General features: G+C 60.3%; 15 protein-coding genes and 1 other RNA gene. 11 read left to right on the top strand and 5 right to left on the bottom strand.

The annotated features are described in order from the left end of the window. Positions 1–6: 6 nt before the first annotated feature. Both xdhB and xdhA read right to left on the bottom strand, forming a co-directional pair. The gene (gene xdhB / locus FGA82_RS24365; RefSeq protein WP_141129045.1) at positions 7–2,400 is read right to left on the bottom strand and encodes a xanthine dehydrogenase molybdopterin binding subunit; all 2,394 of its coding nucleotides are present in this window, start codon (positions 2,398–2,400) and stop codon (positions 7–9) included. Beyond that, the gene (gene xdhA, locus FGA82_RS24360; RefSeq protein ID WP_141129044.1) at positions 2,393–3,847 is read right to left on the bottom strand and encodes a xanthine dehydrogenase small subunit; all 1,455 of its coding nucleotides are present in this window, start codon (positions 3,845–3,847) and stop codon (positions 2,393–2,395) included. Before xdhA ends, xdhB begins: the two co-directional genes overlap by 8 nt. 268 nt (positions 3,848–4,115) lie before the next feature. On the opposite strand from xdhA, the gene FGA82_RS24355 reads away from it, so the two are divergent. From FGA82_RS24355 to ffs, 6 genes are all read left to right on the top strand, one after another. Next, on the top strand, positions 4,116–4,775 hold the full coding sequence (locus FGA82_RS24355) for a GntR family transcriptional regulator (RefSeq protein WP_038365421.1): 660 nt from the start codon (positions 4,116–4,118) through the stop codon (positions 4,773–4,775). A 2-nt stretch (positions 4,776–4,777) separates the two neighbouring features. After that, a complete protein-coding gene (smc, locus tag FGA82_RS24350; protein WP_141129043.1) occupies positions 4,778–8,266 on the top strand; it encodes a chromosome segregation protein SMC in 3,489 nt (1,162 codons plus the stop codon). 313 nt (positions 8,267–8,579) lie between these two features. Continuing rightward, positions 8,580–9,443, top strand: a complete 864-nt coding sequence (zipA, locus tag FGA82_RS24345) for a cell division protein ZipA (protein WP_141129042.1) — start codon at positions 8,580–8,582, stop codon at positions 9,441–9,443. Between the two features lie 161 nt (positions 9,444–9,604). Further along, positions 9,605–11,962 carry an NAD-dependent DNA ligase LigA gene (gene ligA, locus FGA82_RS24340; protein WP_141129041.1) on the top strand — a complete coding sequence of 786 codons (2,358 nt, stop codon included), beginning with the start codon at positions 9,605–9,607 and terminating at the stop codon, positions 11,960–11,962. 171 nt (positions 11,963–12,133) lie between these two features. Next, entirely contained in the window at positions 12,134–13,297 is a 1,164-nt protein-coding gene (locus FGA82_RS24335) for a zinc-binding metallopeptidase family protein (RefSeq protein WP_141129040.1), read from the top strand. Between the two features lie 134 nt (positions 13,298–13,431). Then, an RNA gene (ffs, locus tag FGA82_RS24330) (signal recognition particle sRNA small type) lies at positions 13,432–13,528 on the top strand. A gap of 195 nt (positions 13,529–13,723) precedes the next feature. Here the strand turns inward: ffs and FGA82_RS24325 are convergent. Beyond that, on the bottom strand, positions 13,724–14,473 hold the full coding sequence (locus FGA82_RS24325) for a substrate-binding periplasmic protein (RefSeq protein WP_141129039.1): 750 nt from the start codon (positions 14,471–14,473) through the stop codon (positions 13,724–13,726). 145 nt (positions 14,474–14,618) lie between these two features. Between FGA82_RS24325 and dnaX the strand changes: the two genes are divergently transcribed. The 5 genes from dnaX (at position 14,619) to FGA82_RS24295 (ending at position 20,407) form a co-directional block, all read left to right on the top strand. Then, positions 14,619–16,715: a DNA polymerase III subunit gamma/tau gene (gene dnaX / locus FGA82_RS24320; RefSeq protein ID WP_141129038.1), complete on the top strand. Its 2,097-nt coding sequence runs from the start codon at positions 14,619–14,621 to the stop codon at positions 16,713–16,715. 67 nt (positions 16,716–16,782) lie between these two features. Then, complete coding sequence (locus tag FGA82_RS24315; RefSeq protein WP_007918338.1) at positions 16,783–17,121, top strand: YbaB/EbfC family nucleoid-associated protein; 339 nt, start codon at positions 16,783–16,785, stop codon at positions 17,119–17,121. 276 nt (positions 17,122–17,397) lie between these two features. Continuing rightward, on the top strand, positions 17,398–18,432 hold the full coding sequence (locus tag FGA82_RS24305; protein ID WP_141129037.1) for an NADP-dependent oxidoreductase: 1,035 nt from the start codon (positions 17,398–17,400) through the stop codon (positions 18,430–18,432). A 66-nt stretch (positions 18,433–18,498) separates the two neighbouring features. Next, complete coding sequence (gene recR / locus FGA82_RS24300) at positions 18,499–19,101, top strand: recombination mediator RecR (RefSeq protein WP_064116893.1); 603 nt, start codon at positions 18,499–18,501, stop codon at positions 19,099–19,101. A 157-nt stretch (positions 19,102–19,258) separates the two neighbouring features. Then, positions 19,259–20,407: an acyl-CoA dehydrogenase family protein gene (locus FGA82_RS24295; protein WP_141129036.1), complete on the top strand. Its 1,149-nt coding sequence runs from the start codon at positions 19,259–19,261 to the stop codon at positions 20,405–20,407. Positions 20,408–20,517: 110 nt separating this feature from the next. On the opposite strand, the gene FGA82_RS24290 is transcribed toward FGA82_RS24295, so the two are convergent. Next, on the bottom strand, positions 20,518–21,066 hold the full coding sequence (locus FGA82_RS24290) for an adenine phosphoribosyltransferase (RefSeq protein WP_038365388.1): 549 nt from the start codon (positions 21,064–21,066) through the stop codon (positions 20,518–20,520). A gap of 78 nt (positions 21,067–21,144) precedes the next feature. Beyond that, complete coding sequence (gene fnr, locus FGA82_RS24285) at positions 21,145–21,879, bottom strand: fumarate/nitrate reduction transcriptional regulator Fnr (RefSeq protein WP_141129035.1); 735 nt, start codon at positions 21,877–21,879, stop codon at positions 21,145–21,147. Positions 21,880–21,971 lie beyond the last annotated feature (92 nt).

The raw sequence follows: 21,971 nt of genomic DNA, 5'->3' as shown, positions 1-21,971 counted from the left end.
CGATCATCAAACAACCTCGGTTTCAGCTTCAACGGCTTTCACCGCTTTCAACTGACGCATCTGCTCACACCCCCACAACACCCGCTCCGGGGTCGCCGGCGCATCGATCTGCGGCTGATGCTTGTAGTCACCGAGACTCGCCACCGCATCCTTGATCGCACACCACGACGCAATCCCGAGCATGAACGGCGGCTCACCGACAGCTTTGGAATGAAACACCGTGTCTTCCGGGTTCTTGCGGTTTTCCACCAGTTTCACCCGCAGATCCAGCGGCATGTCCGCCACCGCCGGGATCTTGTAGCTGGCCGGGCCGTTGGTCATCAGCTTGCCTTTGTTGTTCCAGACCAGCTCCTCCATGGTCAGCCAGCCCATGCCCTGGATGAAACCACCCTCGACCTGACCGATGTCAATGGACGGGTTCAGCGAGGCGCCGACGTCGTGAAGAATATCGGTGCGCAGCATCTTGTATTCGCCGGTCAGGGTGTCGACGATCACTTCGCAGCACGCCGCGCCGAAGGCGAAGTAGTAGAACGGACGGCCACGCGCCTGGCTGCGGTCGTAATAGATCTTCGGCGTCTTGTAGAAGCCAGTGCTCGACAGCGACACCTGATTGAAATACGCCTGCTGGATCAGCGCTTCGAAAGTCAGAATATGGTCGCGAACCCGAACGTGACCGTTGTGGAATTCGACGTCTTCTTCAGTGACTTTAAAGTGGCGGGCAGCGAATTCGACCAGACGTTTCTTGATAATCTCTGCCGCGTTCTGCGCCGCTTTACCGTTCAAGTCCGCACCGCTGGACGCCGCCGTTGGCGAGGTGTTCGGCACCTTGTCGGTGTTGGTCGCGGTGATCTGCACGCGGTCGATTTCGACCTGGAACACTTCGGCCACGACCTGCGCGACTTTGGTGTTCAGACCCTGGCCCATTTCTGTGCCGCCGTGGTTCAGGTGGATGCTGCCGTCGGTGTAGATATGGATCAGCGCACCGGCCTGGTTCAAGAAGCTGGCGGTAAAGGAAATACCGAATTTCACCGGAGTCAGCGCCAGGCCTTTTTTCAGGATCGGGCTGTTGGCGTTGTAGCGACGAATTGCTTCGCGGCGTTCGTGATACTGGCTGCTTTCTTCCAGTTCAGCAGTCATTTCCTCGAGCATGTTGTGCTCGACGGTCTGGTAGTAATGGGTGACGTTGCGCTCGGTCTTGCCGTAGTAGTTGGCCTTGCGCACGGCGAGCGGATCGAGTTGCAGGTGACGGGCAATCGCGTCCATCACTTCTTCGATCGCGACCATGCCTTGCGGGCCACCGAAACCACGGTAAGCGGTATTCGACGCGGTGTTGGTCTTGCAGCGGTGACCGTTGATGGTCGCATCACCGAGGTAGTACGAGTTGTCCGAGTGGAACATCGCGCGGTCAACGATCGAGGCGGACAAGTCCGGCGAGCAGCCGCAGTTGCCGGCCAGATCCATGTTGATCCCGTGCAGGCGCCCGGTGCTGTCGAAGCCGACGTCGTACTCGACGTAAAACGGGTGACGCTTGCCGGTCATCAGCATGTCTTCGACGCGCGGCAGGCGCATCTTCGTCGGTTGGCCGGTGAGGTGTGCAACCACGGCGCACAGGCACGCCGGGCTGGCCGCTTGAGTTTCCTTGCCACCGAAACCACCGCCCATGCGGCGCATGTCGACAACGATTTTGTTCATCGACACGTCGAGCACTTCGGCGACCAGTTTCTGCACTTCGGTCGGGTTCTGCGTCGAGCAGTAAACGATCATGCCGCCATCTTCGGTCGGCATCACCGAGGAGATTTGCGTCTCCAGGTAGAAGTGTTCCTGACCGCCAATGTGCAGCGTGCCTTGAATGCGGTGTTCAGCGGTTGCCAGCGCAGAAACCGAATCACCGCGCTGATGGGTGTGGCTGTCGAGAACGAAATGGCGTTTGCGCAGGGCTTCAACCACGTCGAGCACAGGTTCGAGGTCTTCGTATTCGATGATTGCAGCCATCGCCGCTTTGCGCGCGGTTTCCAGGTCTTTCGCCGCGACGGCGAGCACCGGTTGACCGACGAATTGCACGTCATCGATGGCCAGCAGCGGGTCGCCCGGCATCAGCGGGCCGATGTCTTTCAGGCCCGGCACGTCTTCGTGGGTGATGGCGATGCGCACGCCTTCGAAGGCATAGCACGGCTTGGTGTCGATGCTGATGATTTTCGCGTGGGCGCGGTCCGACATGCGTGCGTACAGGTGCAACTGGTTGGGGAATTCCAGACGGTCATCGATGTACTGCGCTTCACCGGACACGTGCTTGGCGGCGCTGTCGTGCTTGACGCTGCGGCCGACACCGGAAGTCAGGTCCTTGGCGAACAATTCAGCCAGTTCAGCTTGAGTTTTCTCTACGCCGTGATGGTTAGACATAAGCGGTCACCCGAGTCTCGATGTGCGGTGTTTGCAGTTCGATGAAGTATTTACGCAGCAGGTTCTGCGCGCTGAGCAGGCGATATTCCTTGCTGGCGCGGAAGTCCGAGAGCGGGGTGAAATCCTCCGCCAGTGCGGCGCAGGCACGTTCGACCGCGGAATTGTTGAACGGCGCGCCGATCAGCGCAGCTTCACAATGGGCAGCGCGTTTCGGAATGGCTGCCATACCGCCGAAGGCCATGCGCGCGTCGGTGATCACGCCATTTTCGACGCGCAGGTTGAACGCGGCGCAGACGGCGGAGATGTCATCGTCCAGACGCTTGGAGACTTTGTAGGCGCGGAACAACTGCTCGGCGCTGGCGCGCGGCACGATGATCTTCTCGATGAATTCACTTTCCTGACGGGCCGTGACTTTGTAGTCGATGAAGTAATCGTCAAGGTTCAGGGTGCGGCGGGTTTCACCTTTGCACAGCACCACCTGCGCGCCGAGGGCGATCAGCAGCGGTGGCGAGTCACCGATGGGCGAGGCGTTGCCGATGTTGCCGCCGAGGGTGCCCTGATTGCGGATTTGCAGCGAGGCGAAGCGGTGCAGCAGTTCGCCGAAGTCCGGGTACTCGGCGTTCAGCGCTTCGTAGCAGTCGGAGAGGGCAGTGGCGGCGCCGATTTCGATGCGGTCTTCGAAGGTTTCGATGCGCTTCATTTCTGCGACGTTGCCGACGTAGATCATCACCGGCAGGGTGCGGTGAAACTGGGTGACTTCCAGTGCCAGATCGGTGCCGCCGGCGAGCAGGCGCGCTTGTGGATAAGCATCGTAGAGGTCAGCCAGATCGGCGACGGTCAGCGGCACCAGGCAGCGCTTGTCGCCGCTGTTGAGTTCGCCGATATCGGTCGGTGCGATGGCTTTGAGGCGGGCGATGGTGTCCGCTTCGCGGGCATCGAATTGATCCGGTTGCTTGCCGCAGCAGGATTGCTCGGCAGCGGCCAGAATCGGCCGGTAGCCAGTGCAGCGGCAGAGGTTGCCGGCCAGCGCTTCGTGAGCCTTGGCGTGATCCGGTGCATCGCTGTTCTTTTGCAGGGCGAACAGCGACATGACGAAGCCGGGGGTGCAGAAACCGCATTGCGAACCGTGGCACTCGACCATGGCTTTCTGCACGCTGTGCAGTTCGCCTTTGTGCTTGAGGTCTTCGACGCTGATCAGTTGTTTGCCGTGCAGCGACGACACAAAGGTCAGGCACGAATTGAGGCTGCGATAGCGAATGTGTTCGCGACCCTCGTCATCCGTTTGCAACTCGCCGACCACCACGGTGCAGGCGCCGCAGTCACCGCTGGCGCAACCTTCTTTAGTGCCGGATTTACCAACGTGTTCACGCAGGTAATTGAGCACGGTCAGATTCGGGTCCAGGGCGTGCTCGCTACGGAGTTCCTGGTTAAGTAAAAACTGGATCACGGAAGGCCTCGCAGACTCATTATTGTTGTTAACCGACTTGAGCCGAATTTAGCAGGTCTGACTTTTCGGTCAATGGTTTTCTGACTTAAAGGTCAGGAAAATGCATTTCGTCGATCAACAACGTGTCTATTCAGTATTGACCTTCATTGGTCACCCTGCTTTTTTGCGGGAATCGTGCCAAAAACCGCTGAGTGGGCACTCCGCCATGACCGTGCATTTGCGCTACACTGCGCCGCTTGTGCAGATCGATAGAGTTTGAAGGACAACCATGACGTTCAAGGCGCCGGACAGCCTCGCCGAGCAAATCGCTCACCACCTCGCCGAACGCATCATTCGTGGCGAAATGAAGCCGGGAGAGCGCATCCAGGAACAGAAGGTCACGCTGGCCCTCAATGTCAGCCGCGGTTCGGTCCGCGAAGCCTTGCTGATCCTCGAACGCCGTCACCTGATCGCGATCCTGCCGCGCCGCGGCGCGCACGTCACCGAGCTGACGCCGCACAAGGTGCAGAGCCTGTGCACGCTGATGAGCGAGCTGTACATTCTGCTCGGCAACTCGGTGGCGAACGGCTGGCAAGTGCAGTCGGACATGGCGCCGTTCGTGCAGATCCAGCAGCGCTTGACCGCCAGCTACGAGCGTCAGGACATCCGCAGCTTCGTCGACGACAGCTTCAGCGTGATGCGTGCCGCCTATCCGTTTGCCAACAATCCGTACCTGCAAGAGACGGTCGAGAACCTGCAACCGGCGATGAGCCGTGCTTACTTCCTCGCCCTCGAACAGCGCAAGGCTTCAATGAGCGAGTTCCTCGAACTGTTCGAACGCCTGCTGGCCGCCGTGCTCGCCCGTGATTTGCCGCAGATCCGCATCGTGCTGACGGCTTACGCCCAGCGCAGTTGCGATCTGGTGGTATCCGCCCTGACGGTTGCCTAAGCGTGCGGCTCAAGTGCATCAAGCTGGCGGGATTCAAATCCTTCGTCGACCCGACCACGGTGAACTTCCCCAGTAACATGGCGGCGGTCGTCGGGCCGAATGGTTGCGGCAAGTCGAACATCATCGACGCCGTACGCTGGGTGATGGGCGAGAGTTCGGCGAAGAACCTTCGTGGCGAGTCGATGACCGACGTCATCTTCAACGGTTCGACCAGCCGCAAACCGGTGAGCCAGGCCAGTATCGAACTGGTCTTCGACAACTCCGACGGCACCTTGCTCGGCGAGTACGCGGCCTACGCCGAGATTTCGATTCGCCGCAAAGTCACCCGCGACAGCCAGACCACTTATTACCTCAACGGCACTAAATGCCGCCGTCGCGACATTACCGATATCTTCCTCGGCACCGGCCTCGGCCCGCGCAGTTACTCGATCATCGAGCAGGGGATGATCTCCAAGCTGATCGAGTCCAAGCCCGAAGACCTGCGTAATTTCATCGAAGAAGCCGCCGGCATCTCGAAATATAAAGAGCGCCGCCGCGAGACCGAAAACCGTATCCGCCGCACCCACGAAAACCTCGCGCGTCTGACTGACCTGCGCGATGAGCTGGAGCGTCAGCTCGAACGCCTGCACCGCCAGGCCGAAGCGGCGAAGAAGTATCAGGAATTCAAAGCTGAAGAGCGTCAGCTCAAGGCGCAACTGTCGGCGCTGCGCTGGCAGGATCTCAACGATCAGGTCGGCCAGCGCGAGTCGATCATCGGCACCCAGGAAATCAGTTTCGAAGCCTTGGTCGCCGAGCAGCGCAATGCCGACGCGGCCATCGAGCGCCTGCGCGACGGTCACCATGACCTGTCCGAACGCTTCAATCTGGTGCAGGGGCGCTTCTATTCGGTCGGCGGCGACATCGCCCGGGTTGAGCAGAGCATCCAGCACGGCCAGCAACGTCTGCGTCAGTTGCAGGACGATCTGAAAGAAGCTGAGCGCGCACGCCTCGAAACCGAATCGCACCTGGGCCACGACCGCACCTTGCTACTTACCCTCGGCGAAGAGCTGGACATGCTCGTGCCCGAGCAGGAAGTCACCAGCGCCGCCGCCGAAGAAGCCGCCGCTGCGCTGGAAGACTCCGAGTCCGTCATGCACGGCTGGCAGGAGCAGTGGGACGCCTTCAACCTGACCGCCGCCGAACCGCGCCGTCAGGCCGAAGTGCAGCAGTCGCGCATCCAACAGCTGGAAACCAGCATGGAGCGTCTGGCTGACCGGCAAAAGCGTCTCGGCGAAGAGCGCGCGTTGCTTTCGGCTGACCCGGAAGACGCGGCGATCATGGAACTCAACGAGCAGCTCGCCGAGTCGGAAGCGACGCTTGAAGATTTGCAGACCAGCGAAGAAGCGCAGGTCGAAAAGCTCGAACAATTGCGTCAGGAATTGCAGCAGGCGCTGACCGCGCAGCAACAGGCACAGGGCGATTTGCAGCGGCTCAACGGTCGTCTCGCGTCCCTCGAAGCCTTGCAGCAAGCCGCGCTCGATCCGGGCACCGGCACCGCCGAATGGCTGAAGGAACACAACCTCGCCGAGCGTCCGCGTCTGGCCGAAGGCCTGAAGGTTGAAGCAGGTTGGGAATTGGCGGTGGAAACCGTGCTCGGCGCTGATCTGCAAGCGGTGCTGGTCGACGATTTCAACGGTTTCGATTTGTCCGGCTTCACTCAGGGCGATCTGCGCTTGCTCAGCCCGGCCAGCGATGGCGTGCGTGTTGCGGGCAGCTTGCTCGACAAGGTTGATGCGCAGATCGATCTGTCGCCATGGCTGGGCCAGGTCAAGCCAGTCGACAGCCTTGAGCAGGCCTTGGCCTTGCGCGGTCAGTTGAGCGCCGGTGAGAGTCTGATCAGTCGCGACGGTTACTGGGTCGGCCGGCATTTCCTGCGCGTGCGTCGTGCCAGCGAAGCGGAAAGCGGCATGCTCGCCCGTGGTCAGGAAATCGAAGCGCTGCACCTTGAGCGCGAAGAGAAAGAAGCCACGGTCGAGGCCATGGAAACCCGTCTGCAAACCCTGCGCGCGCAACAGCGCCAACAGGAAAACGGTCGCGAACATTTGCGTCGTTTGCTGCAAGACGAAGCGCGTCAGCAAGGCGAGTTGAAAGCGCAGTTGTCCGCCGGCAAAGCCAAGGCCGAACAGCTGACCTTGCGCCGCACCCGTCTCGATGAAGAACTGGTCGAACTCGGCGAACAACGCGAACTCGAGCACGAACAGATCGGCGAAGCGCGCATGCAATTGCAGGACGCGCTGGATGCCATGGCGCTCGATACCGAGCAGCGCGAGTTGCTGCTGGCCCAGCGCGACAGCCTGCGCGAACGCCTCGACCGTGTGCGTCAGGAAGCGCGGCAGCACAAGGATCACGCCCATCAATTGGCCGTGCGTCTTGGCTCGTTACGCGCGCAGCATGACTCGACGCGTCAGGCGCTGGAGCGTCTGGAAATGCAGGCCGAGCGCCTCACCGAAAAACGCGAACAGTTGAGTCTGAACCTGGAGGAGGGCGAGGCGCCGCTGGAAGAGCTGCGCCTGAAACTCGAAGAGTTGCTCGACAAGCGCATGACCGTCGACGAAGAACTCAAGACCGCGCAGATCGCCCTCGAAGACGCCGACCGCGAATTGCGCGATGCAGAAAAACGCCGCACTCAGGCCGAGCAGCAATCGCAGCTGATTCGCGGTCAGCTCGAGCAGCAACGCATGGAATGGCAAGCCCTGACCGTGCGCCGCAAGGCCTTGCAGGATCAATTGCTTGAAGACGGCTACGATCTCAATGGCGTGCTCGCGACATTAACTGCGCAAGCCAGTGAACGCGAAGCCGAAGAAGAACTCGAACGCATCAATGCGCGGATTCAGCGCCTGGGCGCGATCAACCTCGCGGCCATCGACGAATACACGCAACAATCCGAGCGTAAACGTTATCTGGATGCGCAGGATGCCGATCTGGTCGAAGCGCTGGAGACCCTTGAGAACGTCATTCGCAAGATCGATAAGGAAACCCGTAATCGCTTCAAAGATACCTTTGATCAGATCAATGGCGGTTTACAGGCGCTTTTCCCAAAAGTTTTCGGTGGTGGGCGCGCGTATTTGGAACTGACGGGCGAAGATCTACTCGATACAGGGGTAACGATCATGGCGCAGCCGCCAGGGAAGAAGAACAGCACCATCCATTTGCTCTCCGGCGGGGAAAAAGCCCTGACCGCGCTGGCACTGGTTTTTGCCATCTTCAAATTGAACCCGGCGCCGTTCTGCATGCTCGATGAGGTTGACGCGCCACTGGATGACGCTAACGTTGGACGCTACGCACGCTTGGTCAAAGAGATGTCGCAGACCGTGCAGTTCATCTATATCACCCACAACAAGATCGCCATGGAAATGGCCGAGCAGTTGATGGGCGTAACGATGCATGAACCGGGTTGTTCGCGACTGGTGGCCGTGGATGTCGAGGAGGCGATGGCGATGGTGGACGCCTAGCGGCGCAGCTTCGAGCGATAAGCTGCAAGCTGCAAGAGAAGAGCTTGTGGCTTATAGCTCGCGACTTGCAGCTGAGCTGCGCAAAGATGACAACAGGCTGACTATTTGAATGAAAGTGGCAAATCGACACAATTTGCGCAGCGATTTCGACAGACGGTGTAAAGTTGTCTTTGGTCGTGCTAGTTTAATGTCAATTTTTCGTATACGTGGGCAAAACGCCTGTCAGAACATAGAGTTGGCGCCACGTTTTAAAGCGGTTTGCACAATGTAAACCCCTTATTTTTCAGCATTTTTTATAGAGGCACGGGATTACATGGAAATCGGTCTGCGCGAGTGGCTGATCGTCATCGGCATCATTGTGATAGCCGGTATTCTTTTCGATGGCTGGCGCCGTATGCGCGGCGGCAAGGGAAAACTGAAATTCCGTCTTGACCGAAGTCTGTCCAACCTGCCGGACGAGGACACCAGCGCTGAGCTGTTGGGCCCGGCCCGTGTTCTGGACAACCATAAAGAACCGCAACTGGACGAACACGATCTGCCGTCGGTGAGCATGCCGGCCCGCGAAGCACGCGAGCCTCGCGAATCCGGCTCGAAACGTGGCAAGCGTGGCGGCAAAGGTTCGGCGCAGGGCGACTTGAACCTGGATCTGGATCTGGACGATAGCCCGAGCTTCAGTAGCCGTGACGACGATTTCGTTGAGGACACCAAGCCTGCGCCGGCGGTGGTCGACAAAGACCAGCCGCAAGCTGAAGAAGTGCTGGTGATCAGCGTGATCTGCCGCGACGCTGCCGGCTTCAAAGGCCCGGCGCTGTTGCAGAACATTCTTGAAAGCGGTCTGCGTTTCGGCGAGATGGATATTTTCCATCGTCACGAAAGCATGGCCGGCAACGGTGAAGTGCTGTTCTCCATGGCCAATGCGGTCAAGCCGGGCATCTTTGATCTGGACGACATCGACCATTTCAGCACCCCGGCGGTGAGCTTCTTCCTCGGCCTGCCAGGCCCGCGTCATCCGAAGCAAGCCTTCGACGTGATGGTGGCGGCAGCCCGCAAGCTGTCGCAGGAACTGAACGGCGAGCTGAAAGATGACCAGCGCAGCGTTCTGACCGCACAAACGATTGAGCACTACCGTCAGCGCATCGTTGAGTTCGAACGTCGCGCCCTGACCCAGAAGCGCTAAGGCCAAGATCAAAAGATCGCAGCCTCGTTTCACTCGACAGCTCCTACAGGAATGCGATTTCTGTAGGAGCTGCCGAAGGCTGCGATCTTTTGCTTCTGCTGCCACAGATAGATGAATTAGAGCAGCCTCGGCTGCTCTTTTGCTTTATGAGAGAACACCCCATGACCGCCGCCAAAAACCGCATTCTCGAGCTACGTGCTGAACTCGATCAACACAACTACCGTTATCACGTCCTCGACGAGCCGAGCATTCCGGACGCCGAGTACGACCGGTTGTTCCACGAGCTCAAGGCGCTGGAAGCGGCCAACCCGGAACTGATCACCAGCGACTCGCCGACCCAGCGCGTTGGCAGCGTGGCGCTCACCGCGTTCACCCAGGTGCGTCACGAAGTGCCGATGCTCAGCCTCGGCAACGCCTTCGAAGAAAGCGACATGCGCGAGTTTGATCGCCGCGTCACCGAAGGTCTGGATCTGCCCGCCGGCGATCTGTTCGGCGGCAGTGCGGCGGTGGAATACAGCTGCGAGCCGAAACTCGATGGCCTGGCGGTCAGCCTGCTCTATCAGGACGGCGTGCTGGTGCGCGGCGCCACGCGCGGCGACGGCACCACGGGTGAAGACATCAGCGTCAACGTGCGCACCGTGCGCAACATCCCGCTGAAGCTGCATGGCGAAGGCTGGCCCGCGACGCTGGAAGTGCGCGGTGAAGTGTTCATGTCCAAGGCTGGTTTCGAGCGTCTCAACGCCTCGCAACTGGAAATCGGCGGCAAGACCTTCGCCAACCCGCGCAACGCCGCCGCCGGCAGCTTGCGTCAACTGGATTCGAAGATCACCGCCAACCGTCCGCTGGAATTCTGCTGCTACGGCATCGGCCAGGTCTCCCACGATATTGCCGACACGCATATTGGCAACCTCAAGCAACTACAGAAGTGGGGCATGCCGATCAGTCACGAACTGAAACTGGCCAAAGGCATTGACGAGTGTCTTGATTACTACCGCGATATCGGCGAGCGGCGTAACTCGCTGACCTATGAAATCGACGGCGTGGTGTTCAAGGTCAACAGCATTGCCGATCAGCGCGAACTGGGCTTCCGCGCCCGTGAGCCGCGCTGGGCGATTGCACATAAATTCCCGGCAATGGAAGAGCTCACCGAATTGCTCGATGTCGAGTTTCAGGTCGGTCGCACCGGCGCTGTTACCCCGGTCGCACGGCTGAAACCGGTCAAGGTTGCTGGCGTCACCGTGGCCAACGCCACGCTGCATAACATGGATGAGGTTGCGCGTCTGGGCTTGATGATCGGCGACACAGTGATCATCCGCCGTGCCGGTGATGTGATTCCGCAAGTCGTACAAGTGGTCATGGATCGCCGCCCTGAAAACGCACGCGCGGTGCAAATCCCCGAGAGCTGCCCGGTCTGCGGATCGCACGTCGAACGCACGCAACTGATCAAACGCAGCAAGGGCAAGGAAACCGTCAGCGAAGGCGCGGTGTATCGCTGCGTCGGGCGTCTGGCCTGCGGTGCGCAGTTGAAGCAGGCGATCATTCATTTCGTCTCGCGTCGCGCGATGGACATCGAAGGGCTGGGCGACAAGAGTGTCGAGCAACTGGTCGATGAAGGTCTGGTCAGTTCGCCGGCGGATCTGTATGCGCTGAAGTTTGACGACATCGTCGATCTGGAAGGCTTTGCCGAAGTCTCCAGCAACAAGCTGTTGGCGGCTATTGAGGACAGCAAGAAACCGGGGCTGGCGCGCTTCATCTATGCGCTGGGCATTCCCGATGTCGGCGAGGAGACGGCCAAGGTGCTGGCGCGCTCGCTGGGTTCGCTGGAGCGCGTGCAGCAGGCGCTGCCGCAAGTGCTGACCTACCTGCCGGATGTGGGGCTGGAAGTGGCGCACGAGATTCACAGCTTCTTTGAAGATGCACATAACCAGCAGGTGATTACCGAATTGCTCGGTCATGGTTTGCAGATTCAGGATCAGGGTGAGCTGGGCGCCGAGTTTGCCGCCAGCACCACGCTCGGGGGCTTTCTCGACAAACTGCACATTCCTTCGGTCGGCCCCGGTGGCGCGCAGAAACTGGCGGACAAGTTTGGTTCGCTGGAAGCGGTGATGAATGCGGACTGGCTGGACATGCGTCAGGCTTTGCCGGAGAAGCAGGCCAATTCGGTGCGCGAGTTTTTCGCCCTGCCTGAGCATCGGCAACTGGCTGAAGAATCCGAAAAGCAACTTCGCGATTTCGGCATGCACTGGCAGAGCGAGAAGAAGGTCGTTGAAGGCTTGCCGCTGTCCGGCGAGACCTGGGTGCTGACTGGCAAAGTTGAATTGATGAGCCGTGATGTCGCCAAGGAGCATTTGGAAAGCCTTGGCGCCAAAGTTGCCGGTTCCGTGTCGGCGAAGACTCATTGTGTGGTTGCAGGCCCCGGCGCCGGTTCCAAATTGACCAAGGCCAATGAACTGGGCGTGAAGGTGATGGACGAAGAAACCTTCATCGCCTTCCTAAAAACTCACGGCCTGAACGTTTGATCGTTCCCACGCTCCCGCGTGGGAATGCCGCCCCGGACGCTCCGCGTCCGCTGTGACGCAGAGCGTCACTGGATGCATTCCCACGCAGAGCGTTGGAACGATCAGCAAAGCTCGGGAACGATGTTGTCACGGGAATGATCTAGTCTTGGCAAGCCCCAGGGAGAGATCGCCATGCACCGCTTTTTCGAGCAGCTCAGTTCCCGCATCATCGCGCCGTTCATGGGCGAATCCTCACGCAACAGCAAAGTCTGGCCGTGCCGCTGCGGCCAGTCGCTGTTCTTTCGCAACAGCCAGTGCCTGGCGTGTAACGCTTTGCTCGGTTATCAACCGGAAGAAAGCCGCATCACTTCGCTGTCGCCCGGCGCGCAAAACGGCACCTGGGCACTGGATGCCGATCCGGACGCCGGATTGTTCCGCCGCTGCGCCAACCTCGACACACCCGCCGCGTGCAACTGGCTGCTGCCGGCCAGCGACCACGACAGCCTGTGCATCGCCTGCAGCCTCAATCGCACCATCCCCGACCTGTCCGACCCGGAAAACCCCGAACGCTGGCGCAAAGTCGAAATCGCCAAACGGCGACTGGTCGCGCAACTGATCACCCTCGGCTTGCAGGTCACCCCGAAAACCGTCGATGAAGACACCGGGCTGGCCTTCGATTTCATCGGCGTCGACCTTGAAGGCAATGCGCCGATGACCGGCCACGCCAACGGCCTGATCACCCTCGACATCAAAGAAGCCGACGACGCGCACCGCGAGCAGGTCAGGGCGGCGATGCACGAACCCTATCGCACACTGCTCGGGCATTTTCGTCATGAGGTCGGCCACTACTACTGGGATCGCCTGATCGCCAACGGCCCATGGCTCGGTTCATTCCGCAGCCTGTTCGGCGATGAACGCGCCAATTACGCCGAGGCGCTGGATCGCCATTATCAACAAGGCGCGCCACTCGACTGGCCGCAGCAATACGTCAGCGCTTACGCAACCATGCACCCGTGGGAAGACTGGGCGGAGACCTGGGCGCATTACCTGCACATGATGGACGCCGTGGACACGGCGCTGGGTTTCGGCATGAGCGCTCGGGAAATGGATTTCGACTACCAGCCGTTTCCGCCCAGCACGCTGTACGACCCGGAGCATCCCGGCGGCGAGGCGTTTCTGTCGTTCGTCAACGCGTGGATCGAACTGGCGGGCATGCTCAATGAGTTGTCACGCAGCATGGGCCAGCCGGATTTCTACCCGTTCGTGCTGCCAGCGGCGGCGATTGCCAAGCTGCACTTCATTCATCTGGTGATCCAGCAGGCGGGCGGCAGGGCGGATGAAGTTCTGGCCCTGTAGGAGCTGCCGAAGGCTGCGATCTTTATGTCCTTGAGCCCGTTCATATTTTTAATCTGCAACCAACGGTTGTAACTTCATCTCAGATAGGTACAATGGCGCGGCTCGCCGACAGGCAAGCGTCGTTATGGTGACCCCATCGGTCCCCCCGCAACGATTACCCGTGAACCTGGTCAGAGCCGGAAGGCAGCAGCCACAGCGGGAACATTGTGTGCCGGGGTGTGGCTGGTGGGGTTACCACCTTAACGAACAATCGAACGCTTCAACCAGAACTGCATGGGTTTCGCCCACTGCGGTTTTTTTGTGTCTGCGATTTGCCAAATCGACACAAATCCCCTGTAGGCCTTCGCCTGCTCGCGATGGCGGTGTGTCAGTCAGCTCATTTTTGGGGACAGGACGCCATCGCGAGCAGGCTCGCTCCAACAGGGGTTATGGGGTGGCTTCAGAGGACCCGGTATACAACCGGATAATCTCATCAATCTCCCCCGACATTTTCATCCGCAACAACGTGCGCAAAATCCGCTGCACCGGTACTTTCGGATCGTTCCGCACATAGCAGCCGACCTTCTGCTCCTGCAACACCGCGACACCTTGCAACTGCTGCTCAGGCATCAGGCGCTGGTTAAACCAGTCCAGCGTCCACTGATTGCTCACTGCATAGCGATAACGCCCGGCCAGCAGTTTCTCCAACACCTGCTCCTGATTGCGCGCATCTTCACGTTGCAGTCGATCAGCATCAAACAACGGTTGCAGGGTAGGGTAGGTGTAGCCCAGAACGGTACCGATGGACTGGCGGGGCAGGTGCGCGGGGTCGGCGCTGGCAGGTTGATCCTTGCGGCTGATCAATAGATCGCGCTGGAAGAAGAGCGGAAGACTCCAGATGTAATCCCCCGACTGATTCGGCAGCCAAGACTGTGCGGCATAGCAGCGCACATCAATCTCGCCGTGCTCCATAGACGTCTGCACGCGGGCGCGGGGCAGGACGTGAAACTCGGCCGGTACGCCGACCTGCGTGGCCAGGCTGAGCATCAGATCGTAGAGAATGCCTTGGGTCGGTCGGCCGCGTTCGTATTGCACCATCGGCATCGCCCAGCTGTCGGGCATGGCGAAGCGCAACGGGGCTTGCGCTGCCGTCACATTCAGGCTGATTCCCAGCAACGCCCCCAAGGCCCAACGCATAAACGCTCCGGTAATTCCCGATCCCGAGCCGATAAAAGCCTCTGCTGATGCAGCTTAGCCATATTAGACGAGGACACCGGATGCAATTTTGCCCTTGCTCCGCTAGCATTAGCCGCTTCAGCTTCCTTCGTTGCGACGGTTTTCGATGAGTTATCAGGTTCTTGCACGTAAATGGCGTCCGCGCTCGTTCCGCGAAATGGTCGGCCAGACCCATGTGCTCAAGGCTCTGATCAATGCCTTGGACAGCCAGCGGCTGCACCACGCGTACCTGTTTACCGGTACGCGCGGGGTGGGTAAAACCACGATTGCGCGGATCATTGCCAAATGCCTGAACTGTGAGACAGGTATCACTTCCAGCCCGTGCGGCGAGTGCTCGGTGTGCCGTGAAATCGACGAGGGCCGTTTCGTCGATCTGATCGAGATCGACGCCGCGAGCCGCACCAAGGTCGAAGACACCCGTGAACTGCTCGACAACGTGCAGTACGCGCCGAGCCGTGGGCGCTTCAAGGTCTACCTGATCGACGAAGTGCACATGCTTTCCAGCCATTCCTTCAATGCGCTGCTGAAAACCCTCGAAGAGCCGCCGCCGTACGTCAAGTTCATCCTCGCGACCACCGACCCGCAGAAACTTCCGGCAACGATTTTGTCGCGCTGCCTGCAGTTCTCGCTGAAGAACATGACGCCGGAGCGCGTGGTCGAGCATTTGACCCACGTACTGACCGCCGAAAACGTACCGTTCGAAGACGATGCACTGTGGCTGCTCGGCCGCGCCGCTGACGGTTCGATGCGTGACGCCATGAGCCTGACCGATCAGGCCATCGCCTTCGGTGAAGGCAAGGTGCTCGCTACCGACGTGCGGGCGATGCTCGGGACGCTCGATCACGGTCAGGTCTATGACGTCCTGCATTCGTTGATCGAAGGCGACGCCAAGTCGTTGCTCGAAGCTGTTCGTCACTTGGCTGAGCAAGGCCCGGACTGGAACGGCGTGCTCTCGGAAATTCTTAACGTATTGCACCGCGTGGCCATCGCTCAGGCGCTGCCAGAAGGCGTCGACAACGGCCATGGCGACCGCGATCGCGTGCTGGCATTGGCGCAGGCCTTGCCGGCCGAAGATGTGCAGTTCTATTACCAGATGGGCCTGATCGGCCGCCGCGATTTGCCGCTGGCGCCGGATCCACGCGGTGGTTTTGAAATGGTCTTGCTGCGGATGCTCGCCTTCAGACCCGCCGATACCGCGGACGCCCCGAGGCAACCGCTAAAGCCAGTGGGGATCAGCCAGGCCACAGTTGATTCCGCAAACTCCGTGGCTGCCGGGCCTAAGCCTGCGCCGGTAGTGGCTGCGGCTGTTGCGCCGGCTCCAGCTCCGGCACCCGTGGCAGCACCAGCACCAGCACCGGCTCCCGAGCCGGCGCCGGTTGCTCCTGTTGCCGCGCCAGAACCTGAGCCAGCGCCTGTCGTCGCTGAAGAAGTCGTCGACCTGCCGTGGAATGACCCGGTGGAACCCGAGGCCGAGCCCGAACCTGCACAGCAACCCGCCGTCGAGCCGGTACTGGAAACCACCGCCGAGCAACCCGAGTTGCCGCCGATGCCGCTGCCGACTCCGGACAGCGTCGTTCCGGAGGCTCCTGAGTGGGCCGCCGCGCCGATTCCCGAGCCGTCGGTCGCCGACGTCGATGCCGCTACCCCGGGCATGGACATGGACGATGAGCCGCCGCTGGACGAAGATTACATCGAGCCGGACATGGATTCGGCCTACAGCTATCTCGACGAACTGGCCAGTGAGCACGCCGCCGAGCCGGCCCCGGAACCCGAGCCAGAGCCTGCTGCCGCGCCGGCCACCGGTCTGGCGTTGCAATGGCTGGAGCTGTTCCCGAAACTGCCGATTTCCGGCATGACCGGCAGCATCGCCGCCAACTGCACATTGATCGCGGTAGATGGCGACCATTGGCTGATGCACCTCGACCCGGCGCACAGTGCACTGTTCAACGCCACGCAGCAGCGGCGTCTGAACGACGCGTTGAACCAGTTCCACGGTCGCACGCTGAGCCTGACCATCGAACTGATCAAACCCGAGCAGGAAACCCCGGCCCAGGCCGCATCCCGTCGCCGCGCCAACCGTCAGCGCGAGGCGGAGGAATCGATCCACGGTGATCCGTTCATCCAGCAGATGGTTCAGCAGTTCGGCGCGGTGGTGCGGCACGATACTATTGAACCTGTCGATGCCTTGGTCGCCCAAGGCTAATAACTGAAGGTGCCCGGCCGCGCTGGCCGGGCGCTGTTTTGATCCAAGTACTTTTGAGGTGATTCCCATGATGAAAGGTGGCATGGCCGGCCTGATGAAGCAGGCGCAGCAGATGCAGGAGAAAATGGCCAAGATGCAGGAAGAATTGGCCAACGCCGAAGTCACTGGTGTGGCCGGTGGCAAATTGGTCAGCGTCGTCATGACCGGGCGTCATGATGTGAAAAAGGTAATGATCGACCCTAGCCTGATTCCGGGCCTGGACGACGCTGACAAAGAGACGCTGGAAGACATCGTCGCTGCTGCCGTCAATGATGCCGTGCGTCAGATCGAAAAAAACAGCCAGGATAAAATGGGCAACATGACCGCCGGCATGAACCTGCCAGCCGGTATGAAGCTGCCATTCTGATTCGCCAATCGGCGGCAGATGAGCTACACAAAATGCCAGGCATTGCGCCTGGCATTTTTGTTTCTGACTGATCGTTCCCACGCTCTGCGTGGGAATGCAGCCCGGGACGCTCCGCGTCCCAAGTACAGAGCCGAACGCGGAGCGTCCGTTGCGGCATTCCCACGCGGAGCATGGGAACGATCAATCCCGGCCAACTGAATAAACATCGAACGCGCAAAAGCCTCAACGGTCTGCTCCCTATACCCGCTGAATTCACTATTCACAGGAGACGCTGACATGTCCGACCCTCTGACCCTCAATCAACGGTTCGTCCTCGCCTCACGCCCGGTCGGTGCGCCGACCCCGGAAAACTTCCGCCTCGAACGCGAAGCGCTGCCGGATCTTGCGGACGGCGAGGTGCTGCTGAAAACCCTGTACCTGTCCCTCGACCCCTACATGCGCGGGCGCATGAGCGACGCGCCGTCCTACGCCGCGCCGGTGCAAATCGGTGAAGTGATGACCGGTGGCGCTGTCAGCCGTGTCGAGGACTCACGTCATCCGAAGTTTCATAAAGGCGATCTGGTGGTCGGCGCCACCGGTTGGCAGAGCCACAGCATCAGCGACGGGCGCAACATCATTCCGATCCCGTCCGGGCTGCCGAGCCCTTCGATGGCCCTGGGTGTGTTGGGCATGCCGGGCATGACCGCCTACATGGGCCTGATGGACATCGGTCAGCCGAAAGAAGGTGAAACCCTCGTTGTCGCTGCGGCTTCCGGCGCGGTCGGCTCGGTGGTCGGCCAAGTGGCGAAGATCAAAGGCCTGCGCGCCGTCGGTGTGGCCGGCGGTGCCGACAAATGCAAGTACGTGGTCGAAGAGCTGGGTTTCGATGCCTGCATCGATCACAAGGCGCCCGATTTTGCTGAGCAATTGGCCAAGGCCTGCCCCGATGGCATCGACATCTATTACGAGAACGTCGGTGGTCATGTGTTCGATGCGGTGGTGCCGCTGCTCAATCCCAAGGCGCGCATTCCGTTGTGCGGTCTGATCGCCGGTTACAACGCCTCCGAAGCGCCGCAAGGCCCGGATCGTCTGCCGATGCTGCAACGCACACTGCTGACCAAACGCGTGCGGATTCAAGGCTTCATCGTGTTCGACGACTACGGCGATCGCCAGCCGGAATTCATCAGCCACATGGTGCCGTGGGTACGCGACGGCAAGGTCAAGTTCCGCGAGGACGTGGTCGATGGCCTGGAGCAGGCACCCGAGGCGTTTATCGGTCTGTTGGAGGGACGCAACTTCGGCAAACTGGTGGTGAAGGTCGCCCAGGACTGAGTATTTGACGCTGGCCGGAGGCGCGGGTATAAACCGCGTCTCGTTGTTTTGTCGGACTTTTTACCCATGAGCTTCAGCCCTTTGATTCGCCAACTGATCGACGCCTTGCGCACCTTGCCGGGCGTGGGTCAGAAAACCGCCCAGCGCATGGCGTTGCAGTTGCTCGAGCGTGACCGCAGTGGCGGTTTGCGTCTGGCCCAGGCCCTGAGCCAAGCCATGGAAGGGGTCGGTCACTGCCGTCAGTGCCGCACGCTGACCGAAGACGATCTGTGCCCGCAATGCGCCGACACCCGCCGCGACGACACGTTGTTGTGTGTGGTGGAAGGGCCGATGGATGTCTATGCGGTCGAGCAGACCGGCTTTCGTGGGCGCTATTTTGTGCTCAAAGGGCATTTGTCGCCGCTCGATGGCCTGGGCCCTGAGGCGATCGGCATTCCGCAGTTGATGACGCGGATCGAAGAAGCGGGGACGTTTACCGAAGTCATTCTCGCAACCAACCCGACTGTGGAAGGTGAAGCGACGGCGCATTACATCGCGCAACTGCTGAGCAACAAAGGCCTGATCGCTTCGCGGATTGCCCACGGCGTGCCGCTGGGTGGCGAGCTGGAGCTGGTCGATGGCGGCACGCTGGCGCATTCGTTTGCCGGGCGTAAACCGATTTCTCTCTGATAAAAATCAAAAGATCGCAGCCTTCGGCAGCTCCTACAGGGAAACGCGTATTTCCAATGTAGGAGCTGCCGAAGGCTGCGATCTTTTGAACTTCTGCATCTTGTAAACCAAGCAAGCGCTCGGTTAAGTTCGGCGAACCTTTCCGTGGAGCTCGCCCATGCCTGCCTTTCAGGAATACTTCGACCCCAGCCACCAATTGGTTCGCGACAGCGTCAGACGTTTCGTCGAACGGGAGATCCTGCCGGACATCGACCAGTGGGAAGAAGCCGAAAGCTTCCCCCGCGAGCTGTACCTGAAGGCTGGCGCGGCGGGCATCCTCGGTATCGGTTACCCGGAAGCGCTGGGTGGCAGCCATGAAGGCGATCTGTTCGCCAAGGTCGCCGCCAGTGAAGAGCTGATGCGCTGCGGCTCTGGCGGGCTTGTGGCTGGGCTGGGCTCGCTGGATATCGGCCTGCCGCCGATCGTCAAATGGGCGCGCCCTGACGTGCGTGACCGCGTCGTGCCGCAAGTGCTCAGCGGCGAGAAAATCAGCGCCTTGGCCGTTACCGAGCCCGGTGGCGGTTCCGACGTCGCCAACCTGCAAACCCGCGCCGTGCGTGACGGTGACTTCTACCGGGTAAGCGGCAGCAAAACCTTTATCACCAGCGGCGTGCGCGCCGATTTCTACACCGTCGCGGTGCGCACCGGTGCGCCGGGGTTTGGCGGCATCAGCCTGTTGCTGATCGAAAAGGGCACCCCGGGCTTCACCGTTGGCCGCCAGTTGAAAAAAATGGGCTGGTGGGCGTCGGACACCGCCGAGTTGTTCTTCGACGACTGCCGCGTGCCTGTCGGTAACCTGATCGGTGCCGAGAACATGGGCTTCGCCTGCATCATGGGCAACTTCCAGGGCGAACGGCTGGCGTTGGCGCTGATGGCCAACATGACGGCGCAACTGGCGTTGGAGCAGAGCCTGAAATGGGCGCGTGAGCGTGAGGCGTTTGGCAAGCCGATCGGCAAGTTTCAGGTGATCAAACATCGGTTGGCTGAGATGGCCACGGCGCTGGAGGTGTCGCGGGAATTTACCTATCGGCAAGCGGCGAAAATGGCGGCGGGGCAGAGTGTGATCAAGGAGATTTCGATGGCGAAGAACTTTGCCACGGACACCTCGGACCGGATCACCACCGAGGCGGTGCAGATTCTTGGCGGGCTTGGTTACATGCGCGAGAGCTTGGTGGAGCGGTTGTATCGGGATAACCGCATCCTGTCGATTGGCGGCGGGACGCGGGAGGTGATGAACGAGATCATCAGCAAGCAGATGGGGCTTTGATTCGTTGGTGAGGCGACCGGCCTCATCGCGAGCAGGCTCACTCCTACAGTGGAACGCATTCCAAATTGTAGGAGTGAGCCTGCTCGCGATGGCGGCCTGAAGGGCGCCGCTTACTTATCAGTCAGGGCAAACTGCGTCAGGCAGAAAGTAGGAATACCCATGTCCTCAAGACGCTGCGACCCGTTCAGCTCCGGCAGATCAATGATCGCTGCCGCTTCATGCACCCGCGCGCCCATGCGGCGAATCAGGTTGGCCGCGGCAATCAGCGTGCCGCCCGTGGCGATCAAATCATCGAACATCACCACCGAATCGCCTTCGCACAGGCTGTCGGCGTGCACTTCCAGAAACGCTTCGCCGTACTCGGTCGCGTAACCTTCGGCCAGCACGTCCGCCGGCAGTTTGCCTTGTTTGCGGAACAGCACCAGCGGCTTGTTCAACTGGTAAGCCAGCACCGAACCGATCAGGAAGCCTCGGGCATCCATCGCGCCGATGTGGGTGAAGTCGGCTTCTACGTAGCGGTGGGCGAAGCTGTCCATCACCAGGCGCAAAGCCGTTGGCGACTGGAACAGCGGGGTGATGTCGCGAAAGATCACACCCGGTTTCGGGAAGTCGATCACAGGGCGGATAAGCGATTTGATGTCGAAGGAGTCGAAGACCATCGTCGAGGTGTCCTGGCAGGGCTGCAAACGGCGCAGTATACCCGCGGCTGAAACGCTTCGCTCAACCGCGGATCGACATTAACCTTCGAGTGAGCCACCGGCCAGCGCGCACAGCTGGATCGGATCGAGGATGTGAATCTCCTTGCCCTCGGCGGCGATCAGTTCGTTTTGCTGGAAGCGCGTGAACACGCGCGACACGGTTTCCACGGCCAGACCGAGGTAGTTACCGATTTCGTTACGCGACATTGCCAGGCGGAACTGGTTGGCCGAGAAGCCGCGAGCGCGGAAGCGGGCGGACAGATTGACCAGGAATGTCGCGATGCGCTCGTCAGCGGTTTTCTTCGACAGCAGCAGCATCATCTGTTGGTCGTCGCGGATTTCGCGGCTCATCACGCGCATCAACTGGCGGCGCAACTGTGGCAGTTGCAGGGCCAGTTCATCGAGGCGTTCAAAGGGTATTTCGCAGACCGAGGTGGTTTCCAGCGCCTGGGCCGACACCGGATGTTTCTCGGTGTCCATGCCGGACAGGCCGACCAGTTCGCTCGGCAGGTGGAAACCGGTGAGCTGTTCTTCGCCGCTGTCGCTCAGGCTGAAGGTCTTCAGAGCGCCGGAGCGTACTGCATAAACGGAATCGAACGTGTCGCCCTGACGGAACAGGAACTCGCCCTTTTTCAGCGGGCGGCCGCGTTTAACGATTTCGTCCAGCGCATCCATGTCTTCCAGATTCAGAGAAAGTGGCAGGCAGAGAGGGGCCAGGCTGCAATCCTTGCAATGGGCCTGGTTGTGAGCGCGCAGTTTAACTGGCTCGGACATTTCTTAGATCCTTGTGGGAAAACACACATAAGCCGTAAGGGTAACCCACGGGAGGACATTCAGGCCAGTCTGGGGCGACTTTGCCCTACAGC

The organism is Pseudomonas fluorescens, from assembly GCF_005938625.1.
Lineage (GTDB): Bacteria > Pseudomonadota > Gammaproteobacteria > Pseudomonadales > Pseudomonadaceae > Aquipseudomonas > Aquipseudomonas fluorescens_BD.
Note: the sequence above shows the minus strand (reverse complement) of the source record. Positions and strands in the feature narration are given on the sequence as shown.

Excerpts from the sequence above, each read along its gene's own strand:
- xdhB (WP_141129045.1), bottom strand. The coding sequence starts at position 2,400 with ATGTCTAACCATCACGGCGTAGAGAAAACTCAAGCTGAACTGGCTGAA.
- FGA82_RS24355 (WP_038365421.1), top strand. The coding sequence starts at position 4,116 with ATGACGTTCAAGGCGCCGGACAGCCTCGCCGAGCAAATCGCTCACCAC.
- zipA (WP_141129042.1), top strand. The coding sequence starts at position 8,580 with ATGGAAATCGGTCTGCGCGAGTGGCTGATCGTCATCGGCATCATTGTG.
- ligA (WP_141129041.1), top strand. The coding sequence starts at position 9,605 with ATGACCGCCGCCAAAAACCGCATTCTCGAGCTACGTGCTGAACTCGAT.
- FGA82_RS24335 (WP_141129040.1), top strand. The coding sequence starts at position 12,134 with ATGCACCGCTTTTTCGAGCAGCTCAGTTCCCGCATCATCGCGCCGTTC.
- FGA82_RS24325 (WP_141129039.1), bottom strand. The coding sequence starts at position 14,473 with ATGCGTTGGGCCTTGGGGGCGTTGCTGGGAATCAGCCTGAATGTGACG.
- dnaX (WP_141129038.1), top strand. The coding sequence starts at position 14,619 with ATGAGTTATCAGGTTCTTGCACGTAAATGGCGTCCGCGCTCGTTCCGC.
- FGA82_RS24315 (WP_007918338.1), top strand. The coding sequence starts at position 16,783 with ATGATGAAAGGTGGCATGGCCGGCCTGATGAAGCAGGCGCAGCAGATG.
- FGA82_RS24305 (WP_141129037.1), top strand. The coding sequence starts at position 17,398 with ATGTCCGACCCTCTGACCCTCAATCAACGGTTCGTCCTCGCCTCACGC.
- recR (WP_064116893.1), top strand. The coding sequence starts at position 18,499 with ATGAGCTTCAGCCCTTTGATTCGCCAACTGATCGACGCCTTGCGCACC.
- FGA82_RS24295 (WP_141129036.1), top strand. The coding sequence starts at position 19,259 with ATGCCTGCCTTTCAGGAATACTTCGACCCCAGCCACCAATTGGTTCGC.
- FGA82_RS24290 (WP_038365388.1), bottom strand. The coding sequence starts at position 21,066 with ATGGTCTTCGACTCCTTCGACATCAAATCGCTTATCCGCCCTGTGATC.
- fnr (WP_141129035.1), bottom strand. The coding sequence starts at position 21,879 with ATGTCCGAGCCAGTTAAACTGCGCGCTCACAACCAGGCCCATTGCAAG.